This is a genomic window from Halomonas sp. ML-15, assembly GCF_014779595.1.
Taxonomy (GTDB): Bacteria; Pseudomonadota; Gammaproteobacteria; order Pseudomonadales; family Halomonadaceae; genus Franzmannia.
Genome location: NZ_JACXZT010000019.1, coordinates 1,165,140 through 1,183,015, shown reverse-complemented (window position 1 = coordinate 1,183,015; position 17,876 = coordinate 1,165,140). Strand labels below are relative to the sequence as shown.

Annotated in this window: 12 protein-coding genes and 2 riboswitches; of the genes, 9 read left to right on the top strand and 3 right to left on the bottom strand. The window is 67.8% G+C overall.

What is annotated here, in order from left to right; all coding sequences use genetic code 11:
* Positions 1-139: 139 nt before the first annotated feature.
* Positions 140-376: riboswitch (cobalamin riboswitch) on the top strand.
* 50 nt (positions 377-426) lie between these two features.
* From IEI94_RS17240 to IEI94_RS17225, 4 genes are all read left to right on the top strand, one after another.
* Positions 427-2,280 (top strand): TonB-dependent receptor domain-containing protein, encoded by a 1,854-nt coding sequence (locus IEI94_RS17240; RefSeq protein ID WP_191168491.1) that lies wholly within the window; start codon positions 427-429, stop codon positions 2,278-2,280.
* Positions 2,281-2,353: 73 nt separating this feature from the next.
* On the top strand, positions 2,354-3,187 hold the full coding sequence (locus IEI94_RS17235) for a cobalamin-binding protein (RefSeq protein ID WP_224750302.1): 834 nt from the start codon (positions 2,354-2,356) through the stop codon (positions 3,185-3,187).
* Entirely contained in the window at positions 3,174-4,181 is a 1,008-nt protein-coding gene (locus IEI94_RS17230) for an iron ABC transporter permease (protein ID WP_318153418.1), read from the top strand. Before IEI94_RS17235 ends, IEI94_RS17230 begins: the two co-directional genes overlap by 14 nt.
* Entirely contained in the window at positions 4,181-4,948 is a 768-nt protein-coding gene (locus IEI94_RS17225) for an ABC transporter ATP-binding protein (protein ID WP_191168489.1), read from the top strand. The genes IEI94_RS17230 and IEI94_RS17225 overlap by 1 nt, the downstream gene beginning before the upstream one ends.
* A gap of 17 nt (positions 4,949-4,965) precedes the next feature.
* Here IEI94_RS17225 and IEI94_RS17220 read toward each other — a convergent pair whose 3' ends face one another.
* From IEI94_RS17220 to IEI94_RS17210, 3 genes are read right to left on the bottom strand one after another with little or no spacing between them, the layout of a single operon-like run.
* Positions 4,966-5,730 (bottom strand): ABC transporter ATP-binding protein, encoded by a 765-nt coding sequence (locus IEI94_RS17220; RefSeq protein WP_191168488.1) that lies wholly within the window; start codon positions 5,728-5,730, stop codon positions 4,966-4,968.
* Positions 5,727-6,794 (bottom strand): FecCD family ABC transporter permease, encoded by a 1,068-nt coding sequence (locus IEI94_RS17215; RefSeq protein WP_191168487.1) that lies wholly within the window; start codon positions 6,792-6,794, stop codon positions 5,727-5,729. The genes IEI94_RS17220 and IEI94_RS17215 overlap by 4 nt, the downstream gene beginning before the upstream one ends.
* A complete protein-coding gene (locus IEI94_RS17210) occupies positions 6,791-7,807 on the bottom strand; it encodes an ABC transporter substrate-binding protein (protein ID WP_191168486.1) in 1,017 nt (338 codons plus the stop codon). The genes IEI94_RS17215 and IEI94_RS17210 overlap by 4 nt, the downstream gene beginning before the upstream one ends.
* 242 nt (positions 7,808-8,049) lie before the next feature.
* Positions 8,050-8,262: riboswitch (cobalamin riboswitch) on the top strand.
* A 148-nt stretch (positions 8,263-8,410) separates the two neighbouring features.
* Between IEI94_RS17210 and IEI94_RS17205 the strand changes: the two genes are divergently transcribed.
* From IEI94_RS17205 to IEI94_RS17185, 5 genes are read left to right on the top strand one after another with little or no spacing between them, the layout of a single operon-like run.
* Positions 8,411-10,120, top strand: coding sequence for an ATP-binding protein (locus IEI94_RS17205; RefSeq protein ID WP_191168485.1), 1,710 nt, complete (start codon positions 8,411-8,413; stop codon positions 10,118-10,120).
* On the top strand, positions 10,117-11,517 hold the full coding sequence (locus IEI94_RS17200) for a cobyrinate a,c-diamide synthase (protein WP_191168484.1): 1,401 nt from the start codon (positions 10,117-10,119) through the stop codon (positions 11,515-11,517). The genes IEI94_RS17205 and IEI94_RS17200 overlap by 4 nt, the downstream gene beginning before the upstream one ends.
* The gene (gene cobW, locus IEI94_RS17195; RefSeq protein WP_191168483.1) at positions 11,514-12,617 is read left to right on the top strand and encodes a cobalamin biosynthesis protein CobW; all 1,104 of its coding nucleotides are present in this window, start codon (positions 11,514-11,516) and stop codon (positions 12,615-12,617) included. The genes IEI94_RS17200 and cobW overlap by 4 nt, the downstream gene beginning before the upstream one ends.
* Positions 12,617-16,591: a cobaltochelatase subunit CobN gene (gene cobN, locus IEI94_RS17190; RefSeq protein ID WP_191168482.1), complete on the top strand. Its 3,975-nt coding sequence runs from the start codon at positions 12,617-12,619 to the stop codon at positions 16,589-16,591. Before cobW ends, cobN begins: the two co-directional genes overlap by 1 nt.
* A complete protein-coding gene (locus tag IEI94_RS17185; protein WP_191168481.1) occupies positions 16,581-17,765 on the top strand; it encodes a cobalamin biosynthesis protein CobG in 1,185 nt (394 codons plus the stop codon). Before cobN ends, IEI94_RS17185 begins: the two co-directional genes overlap by 11 nt.
* Positions 17,766-17,876 lie beyond the last annotated feature (111 nt).

Sequence of the window (17,876 nt, the reverse complement as noted above, 5' to 3'; positions counted from 1 at the left end):
AACCCATCCCTGGGCGCTACCGATGCCATCCATGGCATCGACACCTCCTCTTCGGCCTGTCCCCGGCGTCCCTTCACATGGCGACCTCGCTCACCGTTGGCCCACCCGTTACGAATTGACCTTTACCAGGCGCATTGCTAGCTTACCGGCACTCTCAGGTGCTGGCGGTGAGCTCACGGCCAGTTAAACGGGAAGTCGGTGCGCGATTGCTATCCATCGTTTTTCGCCACTCCGACGCTGCCCCCGCAACGGTGATCGAGTCAACGTCCGTCGATATGCCACTGTGCCCGCTTGGGCATGGGAAGGCGACGGTCGAGAAGGTGCCAGAAGCCTTCGCTCGTCAGCCCGGAGACCGGCCCGAGAGCATCCTGCAAGCTCAAAAAACATCACGCCGTGCGGGTGAGCACGGCGAGCAAGGGACTCTCAATGAACGCTCTACTCTCTTCCCGTGGCCTGGGGGCTTTCGCCCTAGCCGCGCTACCGCTGGCCGTCCAGGCCCAGAGTTCGCCAGCATCACAGGCCGATGAGGCAAACGACGCTCAGCGGCTCAATCCGATGGTGGTGACCGCCGCCCTGGCACCGCGCACCGCCGACGAAACGCTCTCTTCCGTCACCGTGCTCGACGAGGCCACGCTGCGCCGCCAGGACCCGACCAGTGTGACCGATCTGCTGCGCGGCCAGCCTGGCGTAGATGTCACCTCCAACGGCAGCTTCGGCAAGAACAGCAGCGTCTATCTGCGCGGCACCGGCAACGACCAGAACGTGCTGCTGATCGACGGCATTCGCCTGCGCTCGGCTACCGCTGGGGGCGCGGCTTGGCACTATCTCGACCCACGCATGTTTCAGCGTGCCGAGATCGTGCGCGGCCCCCGCGGCAGCCTGTATGGCGCCGATGCGGTTGGCGGAGTGGTGCAGCTGTTTACCCATGAGGCCGAGGAGGGCGGCCCGCACCCGCGGATTTCAGCGGGCGGCGGCTCCTTCAACACCCAGCGCTATAGCGCCGGTTTCTCCGGTAGCGAGGGTGGTACCCGTTACAGCTTCGCCGGTAGCCATTTCAGTACCGATGGTACGCCGGTGCGCCGCGGCGGTGAGGACAAGGGCTACGACAATACTTCGGCGCTGGCGCGTGTGGCGCATACTTTTGACAGCGGCGCCGAGGTGGGCGTGCTGGCGCTGCGCGCCCGCGGTAGCAACGAGTTCGACGGTGGCGAGAGCGACTTCGTCCAGCAGGTGGCCGGGATCTATGCTGAGCTGCCGGTCACCGAGCAGTGGACTAGCCGCCTGACGCTGAGCGAAGCCCGGGATGAGTTGGATACGTTGCAACCATCGTTCTCTTCGATCATCGATACTCGCACCCAGACCTTGCGCTGGCAGAATACCCTGAGTCTCGGTATGCACGAGTTGATCGCTGGTGCGGAGTACAGCCAAGACGAGGTGTCCGGCAGCAACGACTACGCTGTCGATAGCCGCGACAATCTGGCCGTATTTGCCCAGGGGTTGCTGGACTTTGCGCCCTTCGCGGTTCAGGCCAGTCTGCGCTATGACGACAACCAGGCCTATGGCGAGGAAGTCACTGGTAGCCTGGCGCTGGGCTATGATCTTGATCGCCAGCATACTCTGCGGGCCAGTGTCGGCACCGCCTTCAAGGCGCCAAGCTTCAATGATCTTTATTGGCCGTTCGAGGATTACGGTGCCTTTGGCAGCTACCAAGGCAATCCTGACCTGAGAGCGGAAACTTCCCAGACAGTTGAACTGGGCGTCCGAGGCCAGTACCAGCGGTGGTTCTGGGATCTTGCTGCTTATCAGACCGACGTCGATGACCTGATTGCCACTGAGACCATCAATGGAGATAGCCGGCCGACTAACGTTAACAAGGCGCGTATGCGCGGTGTCGAATTGTCCGCGGGTACAGAGATCGACGACTGGACGCTGGCCGCGGCACTGACCTGGAGCGACCCGGAAAATCGCAGCGGGCTCAATGAGGGCAAGCGTATTCAGCGTCGTGCCAGTCAGAGCGCACGTGTCGACGTAGACCGTGAGTTGGGGGAGTGGTCGCTGGGCGGCTCCTGGATCGTGCAGGGCCACCGCTACAATGATGCCGCGAACGAAGACCGCATTGGCGGCTTCGGTCTGCTCAACCTGCGTGCCGGATGGCAATTCGCCCCGCTGTGGTCGGCTCGCCTAACGCTGGAGAATGCCTTGGACAAGGAGTACGAAACCTCACGTGACTACCTTAACGCTGGTCGTGCGGCCTATGTCAGCGTCCAGTTTGGCCATTGATCGGGCGCGCCGCGGCGCCTGGCGCTGGCCGCTGTTGGCGCTCGGCCTGGCCGCGTTGCCTGGGGCTGCGGTTATGGCGGAGGGCAGGGGGCGCTGTGTGATCGACGACCGCGAGCGCGAGATATGTCTCGAAGCGCCTGCGCAACGGATTGCCGCGCTTTCGCCCGGGGCGACGGAACTGATCTGGGCCGCCGGCGCCGGGGACCAGGTGGTCGCGGTGGTCTCCTACAGCGACTACCCGCCCGAGGCGCAGGAGGTGGCCTCGGTCGGCAGCCATACGCGGGTCGATCTGGAAGCGCTGATTTCTCTCGAGCCGGACCTGGTGATCGGCTGGGTCACCGGCAATCCGTCCGAGCAGCTCGAGACCCTCGAGCAGCTCGGGCTGCCGGTGTTCTATATCGAGCCGCGCAGCATCGACGCCGTGGCCTCGACGCTGGAGCGGCTGGCGCAACTGGCGGGCAGCGAGGCTGAGGGCGACCAGGCGGCCGCGGAATTTCGCGCCGGCATGGACGCGTTGGCCGCCGAGTACGCCGACGCCGAGCCGGTGACGACCTTCTATCAGGTCTGGGATGAGCCGCTGATGAGCGTCAACGACGAGCATCTGATCGGCGAGGTAGTCAGGCTGTGCGGGGGCGTCAATACCTTCGGCGGGCTCTCGCGGCTGGTGCCGCGCATCGACGACGAAGCCGTGCTGGCCGCCGACCCGGAGGCGATCATCGCCGGCGGCATGGGCGAAGAGAACCGCCACTGGCTGAGTCACTGGCAGCAGTATCCGGGACTCACCGCGGTGGCCCGGGACAACCTGTTCTTCGTGCCGCCGTCGCTGATTCAGCGCCCCACACCGCGCCTGCTGGAGGGCAGCCGTATCCTCTGCGAAAAGCTCGAGGTGGCGCGTGGCCGCCGCTGACCTGAGTGCACGCACGGTGTCGGCGGCGCGCGGCCTGTGGCTGCCGCTGGCAGTGCTGGCGCTGGCCGGCCTTGTCGCGCTGGGTATGTCGCTCAGCGTGGGCAGCGCCAGTGTGGCGCCGGAGGCGCTATGGGCGGTGCTGCGCGGCGAGGGCGATGCGCTGTCGCGCACGCTGATTCTCGAGCTGCGCCTGCCGCGTTCGCTATCGGCCTTCGCGGTGGGCGGCCTGCTCGCCGTGGCCGGTGCTCTGATGCAGGTGCTGCTGCGCAACCCTCTGGCCGACCCCTACGTGCTGGGGCTCTCCGGCGGCGCCGCGGTGGGCGCGCTGGCCGCCATGCTGGCGGGGCTGGGTGGCGCGGTGATCAGCGGTTCGGCGTTTGCCGGCGCCTTCCTCTCGACGCTGCTGGTGTTCGGCCTGGCCCACGGCACCGGCAGCTGGACGCCCGCGCGGCTGCTGCTCACCGGGGTGGTGATCGCCGCGGGCTGGGGCGCGGTGATCACCCTGATGCTGGCGCTGAGCCCTGCGGATCGTCTGCCCGGCATGCTCTACTGGCTGATGGGTGATCTCGCCTATGCCCGCGCGCCCTGGCCACCGCTGGCGCTGCTGGCGGCGGTCTGCCTGCTGCTGATTCCCGCCGGACGCAGCCTCAATGTGCTGGCCCGCGGACCGCTGCAGGCGGCGGCGCTGGGGGTCAATGTGCGTCCGCTGGAGTGGGGCATCTATCTGGCGGCCAGCGCCTTGACCGCCATGGCGGTGACCACCGCCGGCAGCATCGGCTTCGTCGGCCTGGTGGTGCCGCATATGCTGCGCCTGGTGCTGGGCAACGACCAGCGACTGATCCTGCCCGCCTGCGCCCTGGCCGGCGGAACCCTGCTGGTGGTCGCCGACACCTTTGCGCGCACCATGATCGCGCCGGAGCAGCTGCCCGTCGGGGTGATCACCGCGCTGCTCGGTGTGCCCACCTTCCTCTATCTGCTCTACCGGAGCCGCTGATGAGCCGCCTGGAGATGCGCGATCTGGTGATCGATGTGCCGGGCCGAGACGACGGCCGGGCGCTCTCGCTGACGCTGGCGCCGGGGCAGGTGTGGGGCGTGTTGGGACCCAACGGCGCCGGCAAGACCACCCTGCTGCACACCCTGGCCGGGCTGCGCCTACCGCGCCGCGGCGAGCTGCTGCTCGACGGCCGGCCGCTGACCGAGCTGGGCCGCCGTAATGTCGCGCGTGCGCTGGGATTGGTGTTTCAGGATAGCCAGGACGGTTTCCCCGCCACGGTGCGCGAAACCGCGCTGATCGGTCGCCATCCCTGGCTCTCGCCGTGGCAGATGGAGGGTGGCGAGGATCTGCGGCTGGCCGAGGCGGCACTCGAACGCCTGGACGTCGCGCATCTCGCCGAGCGGCTGGTCAGCACCCTCTCCGGCGGCGAGCGCCAGCGCCTGGCGATTGCCACCGTGCTGACCCAGGGGCCGACGATATGGCTCGCCGATGAGCCAACCAACCATCTCGACCTGCACCACCAGACCGCCGTCATGGCGCTGCTCGCCGAACAGGCCGCTGCCGGCCATGCCGTGATGATGTGCCTTCACGATCTCAATCTGGCGGCGCGCTGGTGCGACCACCTGCTGCTGCTCTATCCCGATGGCGAAGCGTGCTGGGGGCCGCGGCATATGATGCTTGAGACCCGCGCCCTGGAACGACTTTACGGCCAGCGCCTCGCCACCGCCGAGATCGACGGCGCGCCGGTGTTCGTTCCCGCGAGGTAAACCGGCAAAGGGGCCCCCTAGTGGGTGTTGCGAAAGCGCATCACCGGACGCTGATCGGCAGGGTCTACGAGGAAATCGACGTGCACGCCGAAGGTGCGATAGAGCCTGTCTGCGTTGAGAACCGATTGAGGCTCGCCGAGGTCGACCAGCTGCCCGGCCTCCATTACCCCGATGCGATCGCAGCCCATGGCCTGGTTGAGGTCATGCAGGGCGATGATCACCGTGACCGGCAGCTCCCTGACCAGCTGTAGGATCGACAGCTGGTGACGAATATCGAGGTGGTTGGTTGGCTCATCGAGCAGCAGGATCCTGGGCTGCTGGGCCAGGGCGCGAGCAATGTGGATGCGCTGGCGTTCACCGCCGGAAAGCGTGTGCCAGAGGCGCTCCGCCATATGCTTCATATCGACGTCGTCGAGGGCTCGGGAGACGATGGCGTCGTCTTCGTCGGACCACGGCTGCAGCGCCGAGAGGAAGGGCGTGCGGCCCAGCGCCACGGCGTCCCGGACGTGAATACGCTCCAGTGTCTCTGCCTGCTGCTCGACGAAGGCGATAGAGCGGGCGATATCACGCTGGGGCATGGCGTTCATCGGCTGCTCGTCGATCAGCACGCGCCCGCGCTTCGGCTTGCGCAGCCCGGCCAGTACCCGCAGCAGGGTGGTCTTGCCCGAACCGTTGGGGCCGATCAAGCCGAAGGTTTCACCGGGCTCCACCGCCAGGCTGACGTCGTCGAGCAGCCGATGACCATGCACCGCCCAGTCGATATGCTGTGCCGCCAGCCTCATCGTGCCCTGGCCCCACGAACGAGAATCACGGCGAAGGCGGGGGCGCCGACCAGCGCGGTGACTACCCCGATCGGCAGCACCTGCCCTGGGACGATGATCCGCGAGATGATATCGGCACCGATCAGGAAGACGGCACCGGCCAGCGCCGAGGCGGGCACCAGGCGGGTGTGACGGCTACCGACGATAAAGCGCATGGCGTGGGGAATCACCAGTCCCACGAAGCCGATGGCGCCGACCATGGAGACCATCACCGCGGTCACCAGCGCCATGCTGGCAATCAGGATGCCGCGTACGCGGCGCACAGGAATGCCCAGTGAGGCGGCGCTGTCGGCCCCGAAGGTGAAGGCGTCCAGGGCCCGGCGATGCCATAGGCAGACCAGCAGGCCGGCCAGGGCAGCGGGCAGCCCCAGCGTGACATCGTCCCAGCGCACCCCGGAGAGGTTGCCCATCAGCCAGAACATGATGCCCCGCGCCTGCTCGGCGCTGGCCGACTTGGCGATGATAAAGGCGGTTATGGCATTGAACAGCTGCGAGCCGGCGATGCCCGCCAGAATGATGGCGCCTGCGGCCTGGGTACTACGCCCGCCGCCGGTACCGCTGCCGGCGGCATGGGCGAGCATGACCACCAGGCCGAAGGCCAGCCCCGCCCCGGCGAAGGCGCCCAGCGAGAGCGTCACGGCACCGGCGCCGAGCCCGGCGATGGTCACCGCCACGGCGCCGGTGGAGGCGCCGGCGGAGATGCCCATCAGGAAGGGGTCGGCGAGGGGGTTGCGCAGCAGCGCCTGCAACACCACGCCGGCCAGCGCCAGCCCGGCGCCGCAGCAGCCGGCGAGAATGGCGCGGCTGAGGCGGTAGTTCCAGATAATGCCGGCGTCGATCCGGTCGACGGCATAGCCTGCCCCCCACAGCTGGTTGGCCAGCACCTTGAGAATGGTATCCATCGGGATCGAGGTTTCGCCGATGGAGGTGCCGGCCATTACCGCCATAAACAGGATCAACGGCGTGAGCCAGGCCCAGTGCCAGCGAATGCGCAAGGGCTGGCTCAATGCCAGGGCAGTACTCATTGCTCGAAGGAGAGCGTCGAGAGAGACTCGGAGAGCGCTTCCAGGCCAAATATCGTGCGTAGGGTAGCACTCATGGCATGGGCATCCATTTCGATAATTCGCCCATGTCTCACCGCCGACATTTCCTGAGCAACGGGATCATTGTGGAGAAAGTCGAGCTTATTTTCGATGTCGTCGGCAGGGAAACGACGACGGTCCATGCGTGCCACGACGATGATATCGGGATCGGCCCGGGCGATAGTTTCCCAGCCGACGTTAGGCCACTCTTCGTCGGATTGGATTACATTGCGGATACCCAGTACGTCCATCATATAGCCGGGTGCGCCGAGCCGCCCGGCGACATAGGGATCAGCCGACTGGTCCGGAGATGAGAACCAGAATACCGCCGACAGGTCCTCCGGCAGATCGAGGGCTTCGGCCTGGGCGATGGCGCTGGCTTCACGTGACGCCAGGTCTGCCACCAGCGTTTCCCCGGCCTCCTGCACATCGAAGATGGCGGCCAGCTCGGTGATGCCCTTGTAGACATGCTCGGGAGAGAAGGCGTCAATGCGAGTGCCGTCACCGCCGGTAGTGTTGTCCTTGGTATCGCAGTCGGCGGGCATGATGTAGGTGGCGATACCTAGCTCATGAAACTGCTCGCGACTCGCCACGCTACCGGTGGGGCCGACGTGCCATTCATACTGCGCAGCAACCAGCTCGGGGCGCTTGTTGACCACCGACTCGAAGCTTGGATCGTTATCGGCAAGGCGCTCGATATTGGCATCGGCCTCGCTAAACTCCGGTAGCACCGGATTGAACCATACCGAGGTGCCCGATACTCGATCGGATAGCCCCAATGCATAGAGCGTCTCGGTGGCAGATTGGCCTACCGTTACCGTGCTCTCCGGGGTGGAATCGAAGCGGACTTCCATGCCGCAATTCTCTATTTCAAGAGGATAGTCTGTGCTGTCTGCCACCACGAATGAGGTGGGAAAAAGCGCAAGGAGTGCCAGTAGTGGTCGCGTATAATTCATCACGTTGTATCCGAATGGCTGGAGGGCGGTGGCCAATCTGACCTTGGTGGTCGGCGATCATAGCACTGCATTTTGCATTTGGAAGCCTTGATGGCACCGCCGGGGCTGGGTTGTTAATGATATGTTATATCATAACTTTTCAAGGAGAAATAACGAGTCTTCCGCTGCCCGGGGCGGCGTATGGCGCCTCGGCTACGAAGCGTCGAGCAGGTAAATTGCGCCTGTTGCAGCAATTGCTTTAGGATGAGACCGATGAAATAGGTGCCCCTATGGGGATAATCGGGAAGTATGGTACGGCCCTTGCGCCAATCCCATCGCTGCCCCCGCAACGGTAAAGAGTGAGTCGCCTGCGTAGACCACTGGCTTAGTAAGCCGGGAAGGTGCAGGCAACGACGCGATGCTGCTGATCGCGTCCTCCTCGAGCCCGGAGACCGGCCTGTTATTTCATTTCATCCAGTGACGGTGCGGTGGGCACCGGGGATAGCGTGTTGTTGTGATGCCTTTCTTGATCGCCGGCGGTCCATCCGCTGGCGCTAGCGGTTGTTTGAGTGACGCTCTGTCACCGCCCGATCACGCCCTGGTTGGCGTGAGGCGAGCCCCGCTGTGAGTGAATTTCCCTTCGCCGCCGTAGTCGGCCAACAGGCCCTCAAGACCGCCTTGCTGCTCAATGCGATCAACCCGAGGGTAGGCGGTGTGCTGATCAGCGGGCCGCGGGGCAGCGCCAAGTCCACCCTGGCGCGGGCACTGGCGGCGCTGCTGCCCGATGACGCCGAGGGTCAGCGGCCGCCCTTCGTCACTCTGCCGCTGGGCGCCAGCGAGGAGCGCCTGACCGGCAGCCTGGATCTGCAGCGGGTGCTCACCGAGCGTGAGGCGACCTTCCAGCCGGGGCTGCTGGCCAAGGCGCACGGCGGCGTGCTCTACGTCGACGAGGTCAACCTGCTGCCGGATCCGCTGGTCGACCTGCTGCTCGACGTGGCCGCCAGCGGCACCAATGTCGTCGAGCGCGACGGCATCAGCCACTCCCATCCCGCCCGTTTCAGCCTGATCGGCACCATGAACCCCGACGAGGGGGAATTGCGTCCGCAGCTGCTCGACCGCTTCGGCCTCTGCCTCGAACAGCAGACGACGCTGAGCGTGCGGGAGCGGGTCGCCATCGTGCAGCAGCGCGAGGCCTTCGATCGCGACCCGGAGAGCTTTGTCGCCCGGCATGCCGAGGAGCAGGCAGCACTGAGTCGGCGTATCCATCGCGCCCGGCAGGCGCTCAGCGAGATCATCAGCGATGCGTGGGTTTACGAACATATCGCCCAGGGCTGCCAGCGCGCCGCGGTGGAGGGGCTGCGCGCCGATGTGACCTGGCATCGCGCGGCCCAGGCCCATGCCGCCTGGCGCGGTGCGACTCGGGTGGAGCAGCAGGACCTGGATAGCGTCGAGCCCTGGGTCTTGGCTCATCGCCGCACTCAGCAGTCGGATACGCCTCCGCCACCGCCAGGATCGCCGCCGCCCGCTGCGGGCTCGGGCAGCTCATCTAGCCAGCCATCCGGTGCCGGTCAGACCCCGCAGGCCCAGGGCCAGTGGGGCGCCATGCCGCCGGTAGCTCAGCCCAGCGTTAGCGTGCCGGCCATAACGCTGCCGGCGCCGGATGCGACAACGCCCAGGGTGGCCTCCACGTCCCACGCTGCCTCGGCCAGGCGCCGGGGGCAGCAGCCGGGCCAGCGGCGCGGGCATCGCGATGCGCCACGGCCGGACTGGTTCGCCACGCTGGCCGCCAACCGCGGCCACTGGCCCTGGCGGCAGCTGCGCTACGCCAAGGCGCGCAGCGGTCAGCCGGTGCTGCATCTGGTACTGCTGGATACCTCCGCCTCGACCCTGGGCGAGCAGCTGCTGGGCCGCGCCAAGGGCGTGGTCGAGCGGGTTGCCCGCCAGGCCTATGCCGCCCGCGAGCAGCTGGCGGTGCTGGGCTTCGGCAGCGACGGCGTCACGCCGATCCTGCCGCGTCGCCGCGCCCCCAAGGTGCTGCTCGAACGGCTCGATGGGGTGGGCGCTGGCGGCGGCACGCCGATTCGCCAGGCGATCCTGCGCGCGGCGCGGCTGATTCGCCAGTGGCGGCAGCAGCAGGCCGGCCTGCAGGTGCGCACCTATCTGATCACTGACGGCCGCACCCGCCAGCCCCTTGCCGGCCTGCCGCCGCTGGGGGAGTGCGTGGTGGTGGATACCGAGCAGGCGGCGGTCAAGCGGGGGCGGGGCGCGCAGATCGCCCAACAGCTGGGCGCCCGCTACCTGCCCTTGCCAGAGGCCGGAGGCCAACTTTTATGAATGCTCCTACTGCAGCGGCGAGTGCCGCCTGTCCCGCGCTGTTTATCGCCGCACCCTCCTCCGGGCAGGGCAAGACCACGGTGACCGCGGCGCTGGCCCGGCTGCTGCGCCAGCGGGGCAAGGTGGTACGGGTCTTCAAGACCGGTCCCGACTACCTGGATCCACAGATCCTGGCCCAGGCCTCGGGCCAGCCGGTGGATCAGCTCGATCTGTGGATGGCCGGCGAGGCCTACTGCCGCCAGCGCCTGTTCGAGGCCGCCCAGCAGGCCGACCTGATTCTGGTGGAGGGCGCCATGGGCCTGTTCGATGGCGAGCCCTCGAGTGCCGATCTGGCGGCGCTGTTCGATCTGCCGCTGGTCATCGTCATGGACGTCAAGGGGATGGCCCAGACCGCGGCGGCGCTGATGGCCGGCCTGGCGGGCTTCCGCGACGATATTCGTATCGCCGGCCTGATCGCCAACGCCTGCGCCTCGGCGCGCCACCGGGAGCTGATCGAGGAGGCCCTGCCGGCCAGCGTGCCGCTGCTGGCCGCGGTGGCCCGGGATCCCGCCCTGGCCCTGCCGGAGCGTCATCTGGGCCTGGTTCAGGCGGCGGAGATCCGCGACGAGCTGGAGGCCCGCTTCGAGGCCGGCGCCGCGGCGCTGGACGCCGAAGGACTGGCGGAGGCGCTGCTGTCGCTGCCGCCGGTCAGCTTCGCGGCGGTGCCGGGCACTGCCGCGGCGATACCGGCCAAGCTCCAGGGTCACACCATCGGCGTGGCCCGGGATGCCGCCTTCAGCTTTATCTACCAGGCCAACCTCGACCTGCTGGAGCGCATGGGGGCGACGCTGCGCTTCTTCTCGCCGCTGAGCGATACCCGCCTGCCGCCCTGCGATGCCCTCTGGCTGCCCGGCGGCTACCCGGAGCTCCACGCCGCGCGGCTGGCGACAAATGCCCCGCTGCGTGACGAGATCCAGGCCTTTTTCGCTGCCGGCAAGCCGATCCTCGCCGAGTGCGGCGGCCTGCTCTACTGCCTCGAGACCCTCACCGACGCCGACGAGCAGACCCACACCATGCTCGGCCTGCTGCCCGGCCACGGCGCCATGCGCGGGCGGCGCGGCTGCCAGGGGATGCAGACCGCCGAGCTGCCGGAGGGGCCGGTCCGCGCCCACGCTCATCACCGCTCCCTGGCGACGGGGACACCGGCGCCGATCGCCCACGGGCGGCGTCAGCGCCATCCCGCTCCGGGGGAGGCTATCTATCGCCAGGGCGACCTGACCGCGACCTATCTGCATCTGTTCTTCCCCGACAATCCCGAGGCGGTGGCCCGGCTATTTGCGCCGGCTCCGGCAGGCGCGGCCACCGATACTCATTCCAGCGCCACTCATACCATCACCCCAGAGGAATTCCACGGATGAACCTCAACAAGATCCCCGCCACGGTGGTCACCGGTTTTCTGGGCAGCGGCAAGACCACGCTGCTGGCCGGCATGCTGCGTCAGGTCACCGGCAAGCGTATCGCCGTGATCATCAACGAATTCGGCGAGCAGGATATCGACTCCAGCCTGCTGCGCGGCTGTGCCCTCGGTTGTGAAGAGGGAGGGGAAGATGCCCCCGTGGAGGTCGAGAACGGCATCTATGAGCTGGCCAACGGCTGCATCTGCTGCACGGTGGAGGAGGAGTTCCTGCCGGTGATGAAACAGCTGGTGGCGCGCCGCGACGATATCGACCATATCCTGATCGAGACCAGCGGCCTGGCCTTGCCCAAGCCGCTGGTGCAGGCGTTCAACTGGCCGGAGGTGCGCCAGCACTGCACCGTGGACGCGATCATCACCGTGGTCGACGGCCCGGCGGTGGCCGCCGGCCGCTACGCCAGCGACGTCGGCAAGGTGGAGGCCCAGCGCCGCGCCGACGACTCCCTGGACCATGACCCCAGCCTGCGCGAGCTGCTCGACGACCAGCTGAGCGCCGCCGACCTGGTGCTGGTCACCAAGAACGACCTGCTCGATCCGGCAGACCGTGCCCGAGTGGAGGCGCTGATTCGAACGCGGGTCTCGGCGTCGGTCAAGACACTGTTTATCGATCAGAGCCTGGCGGGCGACAAGGCCCAGTTGGAAGCCCTGATGGGTATCGGCGCGGCCAGCGAGGGGCACATCGATGCCATCGACAACCACCACGATCGCCACCATGCCGTAGGAGCGCACCACGACCACGCCCATGATCACTTCGACTCCTGCGTGATCCGCCTCGGCGAGGTGGATGGCGAGGCCCTGGCAGAGCAGCTCCAGGAACTGCTGCAAAGCCAGGAGATCTACCGCGCCAAGGGCTTCGCGGCGCTGCCGGGCAAGCCGATGCGGCGGGTGATCCAGGCCGTGGGGGAGCGCCAGGAGGGCTACTTCGACCGCCTGTGGCGGGCCGACGAAGAACGCCTGACCCAGCTGGTGATCATCGGCAAGGGGTTGGATAGCGCGGCCCTGCAGCGCGCCCTGGCTGGCGCCGAGGTCGCCGCGGCCCGCTGATGCACCTCTTTGCCGCCAAGCCCGGTGGGTTCGTCGATGATGAGGGCATCGTCGACCTGCAGCAGAGCCCCGCCGAGATCGTCATCCTGTCCGCCGCTGACAGCAGCCTGTCGGCGCTGGCCCAGGCGGTGGAGCGGCTGGACGCCAGCGACGGCGGCTATCCGACGCTGCGCCTCGCCAACTGGATGAATCTGGTCAAGCCCGCCGCCTACGACCTCTACGAGGACCGGGTGCTGGACGAGGCGCGCCTGGTGATCGTCTCGCTGCTGGGCGGCAGCGCCTACTGGCGCTACGGTCATGAGCGCCTGCTGGCCTGGGCCGCCGCCGACAAGGGGCGCCAGCTGATACTGGTGCCGGGCTGCGACGCCCCGGACGACGACCTGCTGGAGGCGTCGAATGTCCCGGTCGCCCTGGCGCATCGGGTGTGGCGCTACCTGAGAGAGGGCGGCGTGGACAATGCCGAGCAGCTGCTGCGCTGCGTCGGCAGCGAGTGCCTGGGTCTGGAGCTGGCCTGGCAGGCGCCCAAGGCACTGCCCGCGGCCCTGCTCTATACTCCTTTCGCCACCCAACGCTCATCCGGGCAAGAAGCCTCTCCAAAAAGCACAGGACAAACGTCACGAGCGACGGCCAGGCAAGGCGAAATTAGCCGAAAAAGCGGAGTTTACGAGTTTGTAAATGAGCATTTTGAGGCTAAGTTCAACGCCGCATGGCCTAGCGCAGTAGTTTGTGAGCGCCCGGTCTGCCTGCTGCTGTTCTACCGCAGTCACCTGCAGGGCGCCAATACCGCGGTGCTGGACGGCATGATCGAGGCGCTACGGGAGCAGGGGCTCGAACCGCTGGCGGTGGCGGTGGCGTCGCTCAAGGAGGAGGCCAGCGTGGCCTTCGTCAATCACCTGATCGAGCAGACCGGGGCCATGCTGGTGATCAATACCACCAGCTTCTCGGTCAACCGCAACCCGGACGAGATGGAGAGCCTCGGCGATGAGGTCTCCCACGGGCTCTTCGTCGGGCGGCCGGTGATCCTGCAGGCGATCCTGGCCAGCTGCACCGCCGAGGATTGGCAGGCGATGCCCGGCGGCCTGCCGAGTCGCGACGTGGCGATGCAGGTGGTACTGCCGGAGATGGATGGCCGCATCATGACCCGGGCGGTGGGCTTCAAGAGCGAGGCGCATTACAGCGAGCGCTGTCAGCTGGCGGTGATCCGCCACGCCCTGCATCCCGAACGTGCCGCCTTCGTCGCCCGGCTGGCGCGGCGCTTCTGCGATCTACGCCAGACTCCCAACCATGACAAGCGCCTGGCGCTGGTGCTGGCCAACTACCCCAACCGCGATGGCCGCATCGGCAACGGTGTCGGCCTGGATACGCCGGCCTCGACCCTGGCGATCCTGCGGGCGCTGGCCGCGGCGGGCTATCCGCTGGAGGATCTCCCGGAGGATGGCGACGCCCTGATCCGCCGGCTGCAGCAAAGCGTGACCAACGAGCGCCGGGGCCTTGAGCAGCGCGGCTGCTGGCAGAGCATCGCCGTCGACGACTACTTGGCCTGGTTCCGAACCTTGCCGGCGCCGCTCCAGGAGGCGGTGTGGACGCGCTGGGGGCCACCCGAGCAGGATCCCAAGTGCCGCCAGGGCCGGCTGATGATCGCCGGGATCCGCCTGGGGGAGACCTTCGTCGGCATTCAGCCGGAGCGCGCCCTGGTGGAAGAGGGGCGGGTCGATGATCTCACCCAGAGCTACCACGATACCGCCCTGGTGCCGCCCCACAGCTACCTGGCCTTCTATCTCTGGCTGCGCGAGCACTACCGGGTGGATGCCGTGATCCACGTCGGCAAGCACGGCAATCTGGAGTGGCTGCCGGGCAAGAGCACCGCGCTCTCCGCCGACTGCTGGCCGGAGATCGCCCTGGGGCCGCTGCCGCACTTCTATCCCTTTATCGTCAACGACCCCGGCGAAGGGGCCCAGGCCAAACGGCGCAGCCAGGCGGTGATCATCGATCACCTGATGCCGCCGCTGGCCCGCGCCGAGCTCTACGGCGCCATGGCCGAACTGGAGGCGCTCACCGACGAGTACTACCAGGCCCTGGGCATGGACCCGCGGCGCGAGGCGCTGCTGCGCGAACAGATCATTGGACACCTGCGCGACACCGGTATCGACCAGGAACTGGCGCAGACCACGGAAGGCACGGATGAGGAGCGCCTGCTCAACGAGCTGGACACCTTCCTGTGCGACATCAAGGAGGCGCAGATTCGCCACGGCCTGCACGTGCTGGGCAGCCTGCCGCCGCAGGAGAAGCTGGCCGCGACCCTGGTCGCCATCCTGCGCCTGCCCCGGGGTGAGTCGCCGGCCCAGCGCGGCCTGCTGCACAACCTGGCCGACGACCTGGGGCTGCGCGGTGTAGACGGCGACTTCGATCCGCTGATGGCCGGCGTCGAGCCGTGGGACGGGCCGCGGCCCCAGGTCCTGACCGAGTTGGACGCCTCGGCCTGGCGCACCGCCGCCGATACCCGCGAGCGCCTGGAGCTGCTCGCCCAGCGACTGGTAGAGGCCTATGTGCTGACGCCGGGCTGCCTGGAGAGTCTGGCGCGGGACTATCCGGCCACCGCCGAGCAGTGCCGCTTTGCCCGGGACCGGCTGTGGGTCGCCATGCAGCAGGGTGCCGCCATGGAGATCCAGTCGCTGCTCGACGGCCTCGAGGGGCGCTTCGTCCCCCCCGGGCCCAGCGGCGCGCCCAGCCGTGGGCGCCTGGATGTGCTGCCCACCGGGCGCAATTTCTTCAGCGTCGATAACCGCGCGATTCCCTCCCCCGCGGCCTGGACCCTGGGTGAGAAGTCGGCCCAGGCATTCGTCGAGCGCTACCTGCAGGATCACGGCGACTACCCGCGCCGGCTGGGGCTGTCGATCTGGGGCACCGCCACCATGCGCACCGGCGGCGACGATATCGCTCAGGCCTTCGCCCTGATGGGCGTGCGGCCGCGCTGGTCGCTGGGCTCCCAGCGGGTGATCGATATCGAGGTGATTCCCGCCATGCTGCTGCAGCGCCCCCGGGTCGACGTCACCCTGCGGGTCTCCGGCTTCTTCCGCGACGCCTTTCCCAATGTCATCCGCCTGTTCGACCGCGCGGTGCAGGCGGTGGCGAGCTATGAGGAGCCGGGGGACGCCAACACCATTCGTAGCGCGGTGCAGGCTCGCCGGCAGGAGCTTGAAGGCCAGGGCCTCGCCCCGGAAGCCGCCGCCCAGCAAGCCGGCTACCGGATCTTCGGCAGCAAGCCCGGCGAGTATGGCGCCGGCCTGAATCGGCTTATCGACAGCCGCGCCTGGGACGATGCCGACGACCTGGCCGAGGCCTATCTGACGGCGGGCGCCTACGCCTATGGCCAGTTCCCGGAATCCGGAACCGCCGCCCGGGGGGCCTTCGAACGCCAGCTCGAGGGGCTGGATGCGGTGATGCAGAACCAGGACAACCGCGAGCACGATATCCTCGACTCCAACGGCTACTACGCCTTCCAGGGCGGCATGGCCAATGCCAGCCGGTCGCTGGCCGGCCAGGCGCCGAGCATCTACCACGCCGATCACGCCAACCCGGCGCAGCCGCGGATTCGTACGCTAAAAGAGGAGCTGGCCCGGGTGATTCGCTCCCGGGTGCTCAACCCCAAGTGGATCGAGGCGATGCGCGAGCACGGCTACAAGGGCGCCTCGGAGATGGCCGCCACGGTGGACTATCTGTTCGCCTACGACGCCACCACCGACCTGGTGGCCGACTACCAGTACGCTCAGGTCAGCCAGGCGCTGGTGATGGACCCCGCCAACCAGGCGTTCCTGCGCGAGCACAACCCGGCAGCGCTGGAGGAGATGGCCGAGCGGCTGCTGGAAGCCGTCCAGCGCGGCCTATGGCAGGAGCCCGGCGAACAGGGCTCGGCCCTCCAGGAGCTGCTGCTGGAGTTCGACGAGACCCGGGAGTTGGCGCCCCATGGTGGATAAGAGGGATAAGGCGCAGATAAAAGGCTGGTGCCCCGGCGCCTGGCGACCCATGGCCACCGGCGACGGCCTGCTGGTGCGGGTGCGCCCCCGCCTGGGGCGGCTCACTCGGGGCCAGATGCTGGCGCTGTGCGCCGCGGCCGAGACCTTCGGCAGCGGCCTGATCGAGCTGACCAGCCGCGCCAACCTGCAGCTGCGTGGGGTCTCGGACGCCTCCTGGCCCGGGCTGATGGAGGCCCTGGTCGAGCAGGGGCTGGTCGACCCGGACCCCCAGGTGGAGCGCCGCCCCCAGCTGCTGCTGGCCCCCGACTGGCAGGCCGGCGACGCCACCCACGAGGCGGCTTGCCTGCTGGAGGCCCGCATCAATGAGCTACCGGACCTGCCGGACAAGATGGGCATCGCCATCGATGCAGGCGAGGCGCCGCGGCTGGGTGAGGTATCCGCCGACTTACGTATCGAGCGCGCGGCCTTGGGCGGCCTACAGCCGCGAGCTTCGGGCGGTTTAATCGTCCGTGCCGATGGGCGGGACCTGGGCACCCCGGTGGACTCGCCCGCCGCCGCCGTCGAGCAGCTGATTCGGCTGGCGCACTGGTTCGTCGCGAGCGGCGGGCGAGAGGCTGGGCGGATGCACCGGCACCGGGCGCCGCTACCGCTCTGGGCGCCGGCAGTGGCATCGCCCGCCGAGACCGGCGCCAGGCTGTCCTTGGGTGAGCATAAGCGCGGCCGGGTAGTGGGCATGGCGTTCGGGCGGGCGTCCGCCGCGGCGTTACGGGCTGCCGTTGAGCCGGACTCGGTCAGCGCTGTAAGGGTCACGCCTTGGCGGCGCCTGCTGCTGGAGGGAGAGGGCACAAGCGGCGGGGCGATAGCGGGCCTGCTGGATGACGACCGCGATCCGCGCCTGGCGATGCAGGCGTGCCCCGGCGCCCCCCACTGCGAACAGGCCAGCGTCGAGACCCTGGCGCTGGCCGAGCAGTTGAGTGGCCGGGTCGCGGGCAGCGTGCATATCTCCGGCTGCGCCAAGGGCTGCGCCTGCCAGCAACCCACCGACCTGTGCCTGACCGGGCGCAATGGGCGCTTCGACCTGATCAAAGGCGGTCGCGCCGATGGCGTGCCGCTAGCTAGCGGCCTGACCGAGTCCGAGGTGGTGGAACGTGTTTCAGAACAGCAGGCAATATAAGCGCCGGGGGCAAGGCGTAGCGAGGGTTCTACGCCATGGATGGGTTTACAGCGCCCTCGCGAAGGCTTGTCGCCGGCAAAGCGCTCAGCAGGGAAATACTGATTGGTGAAT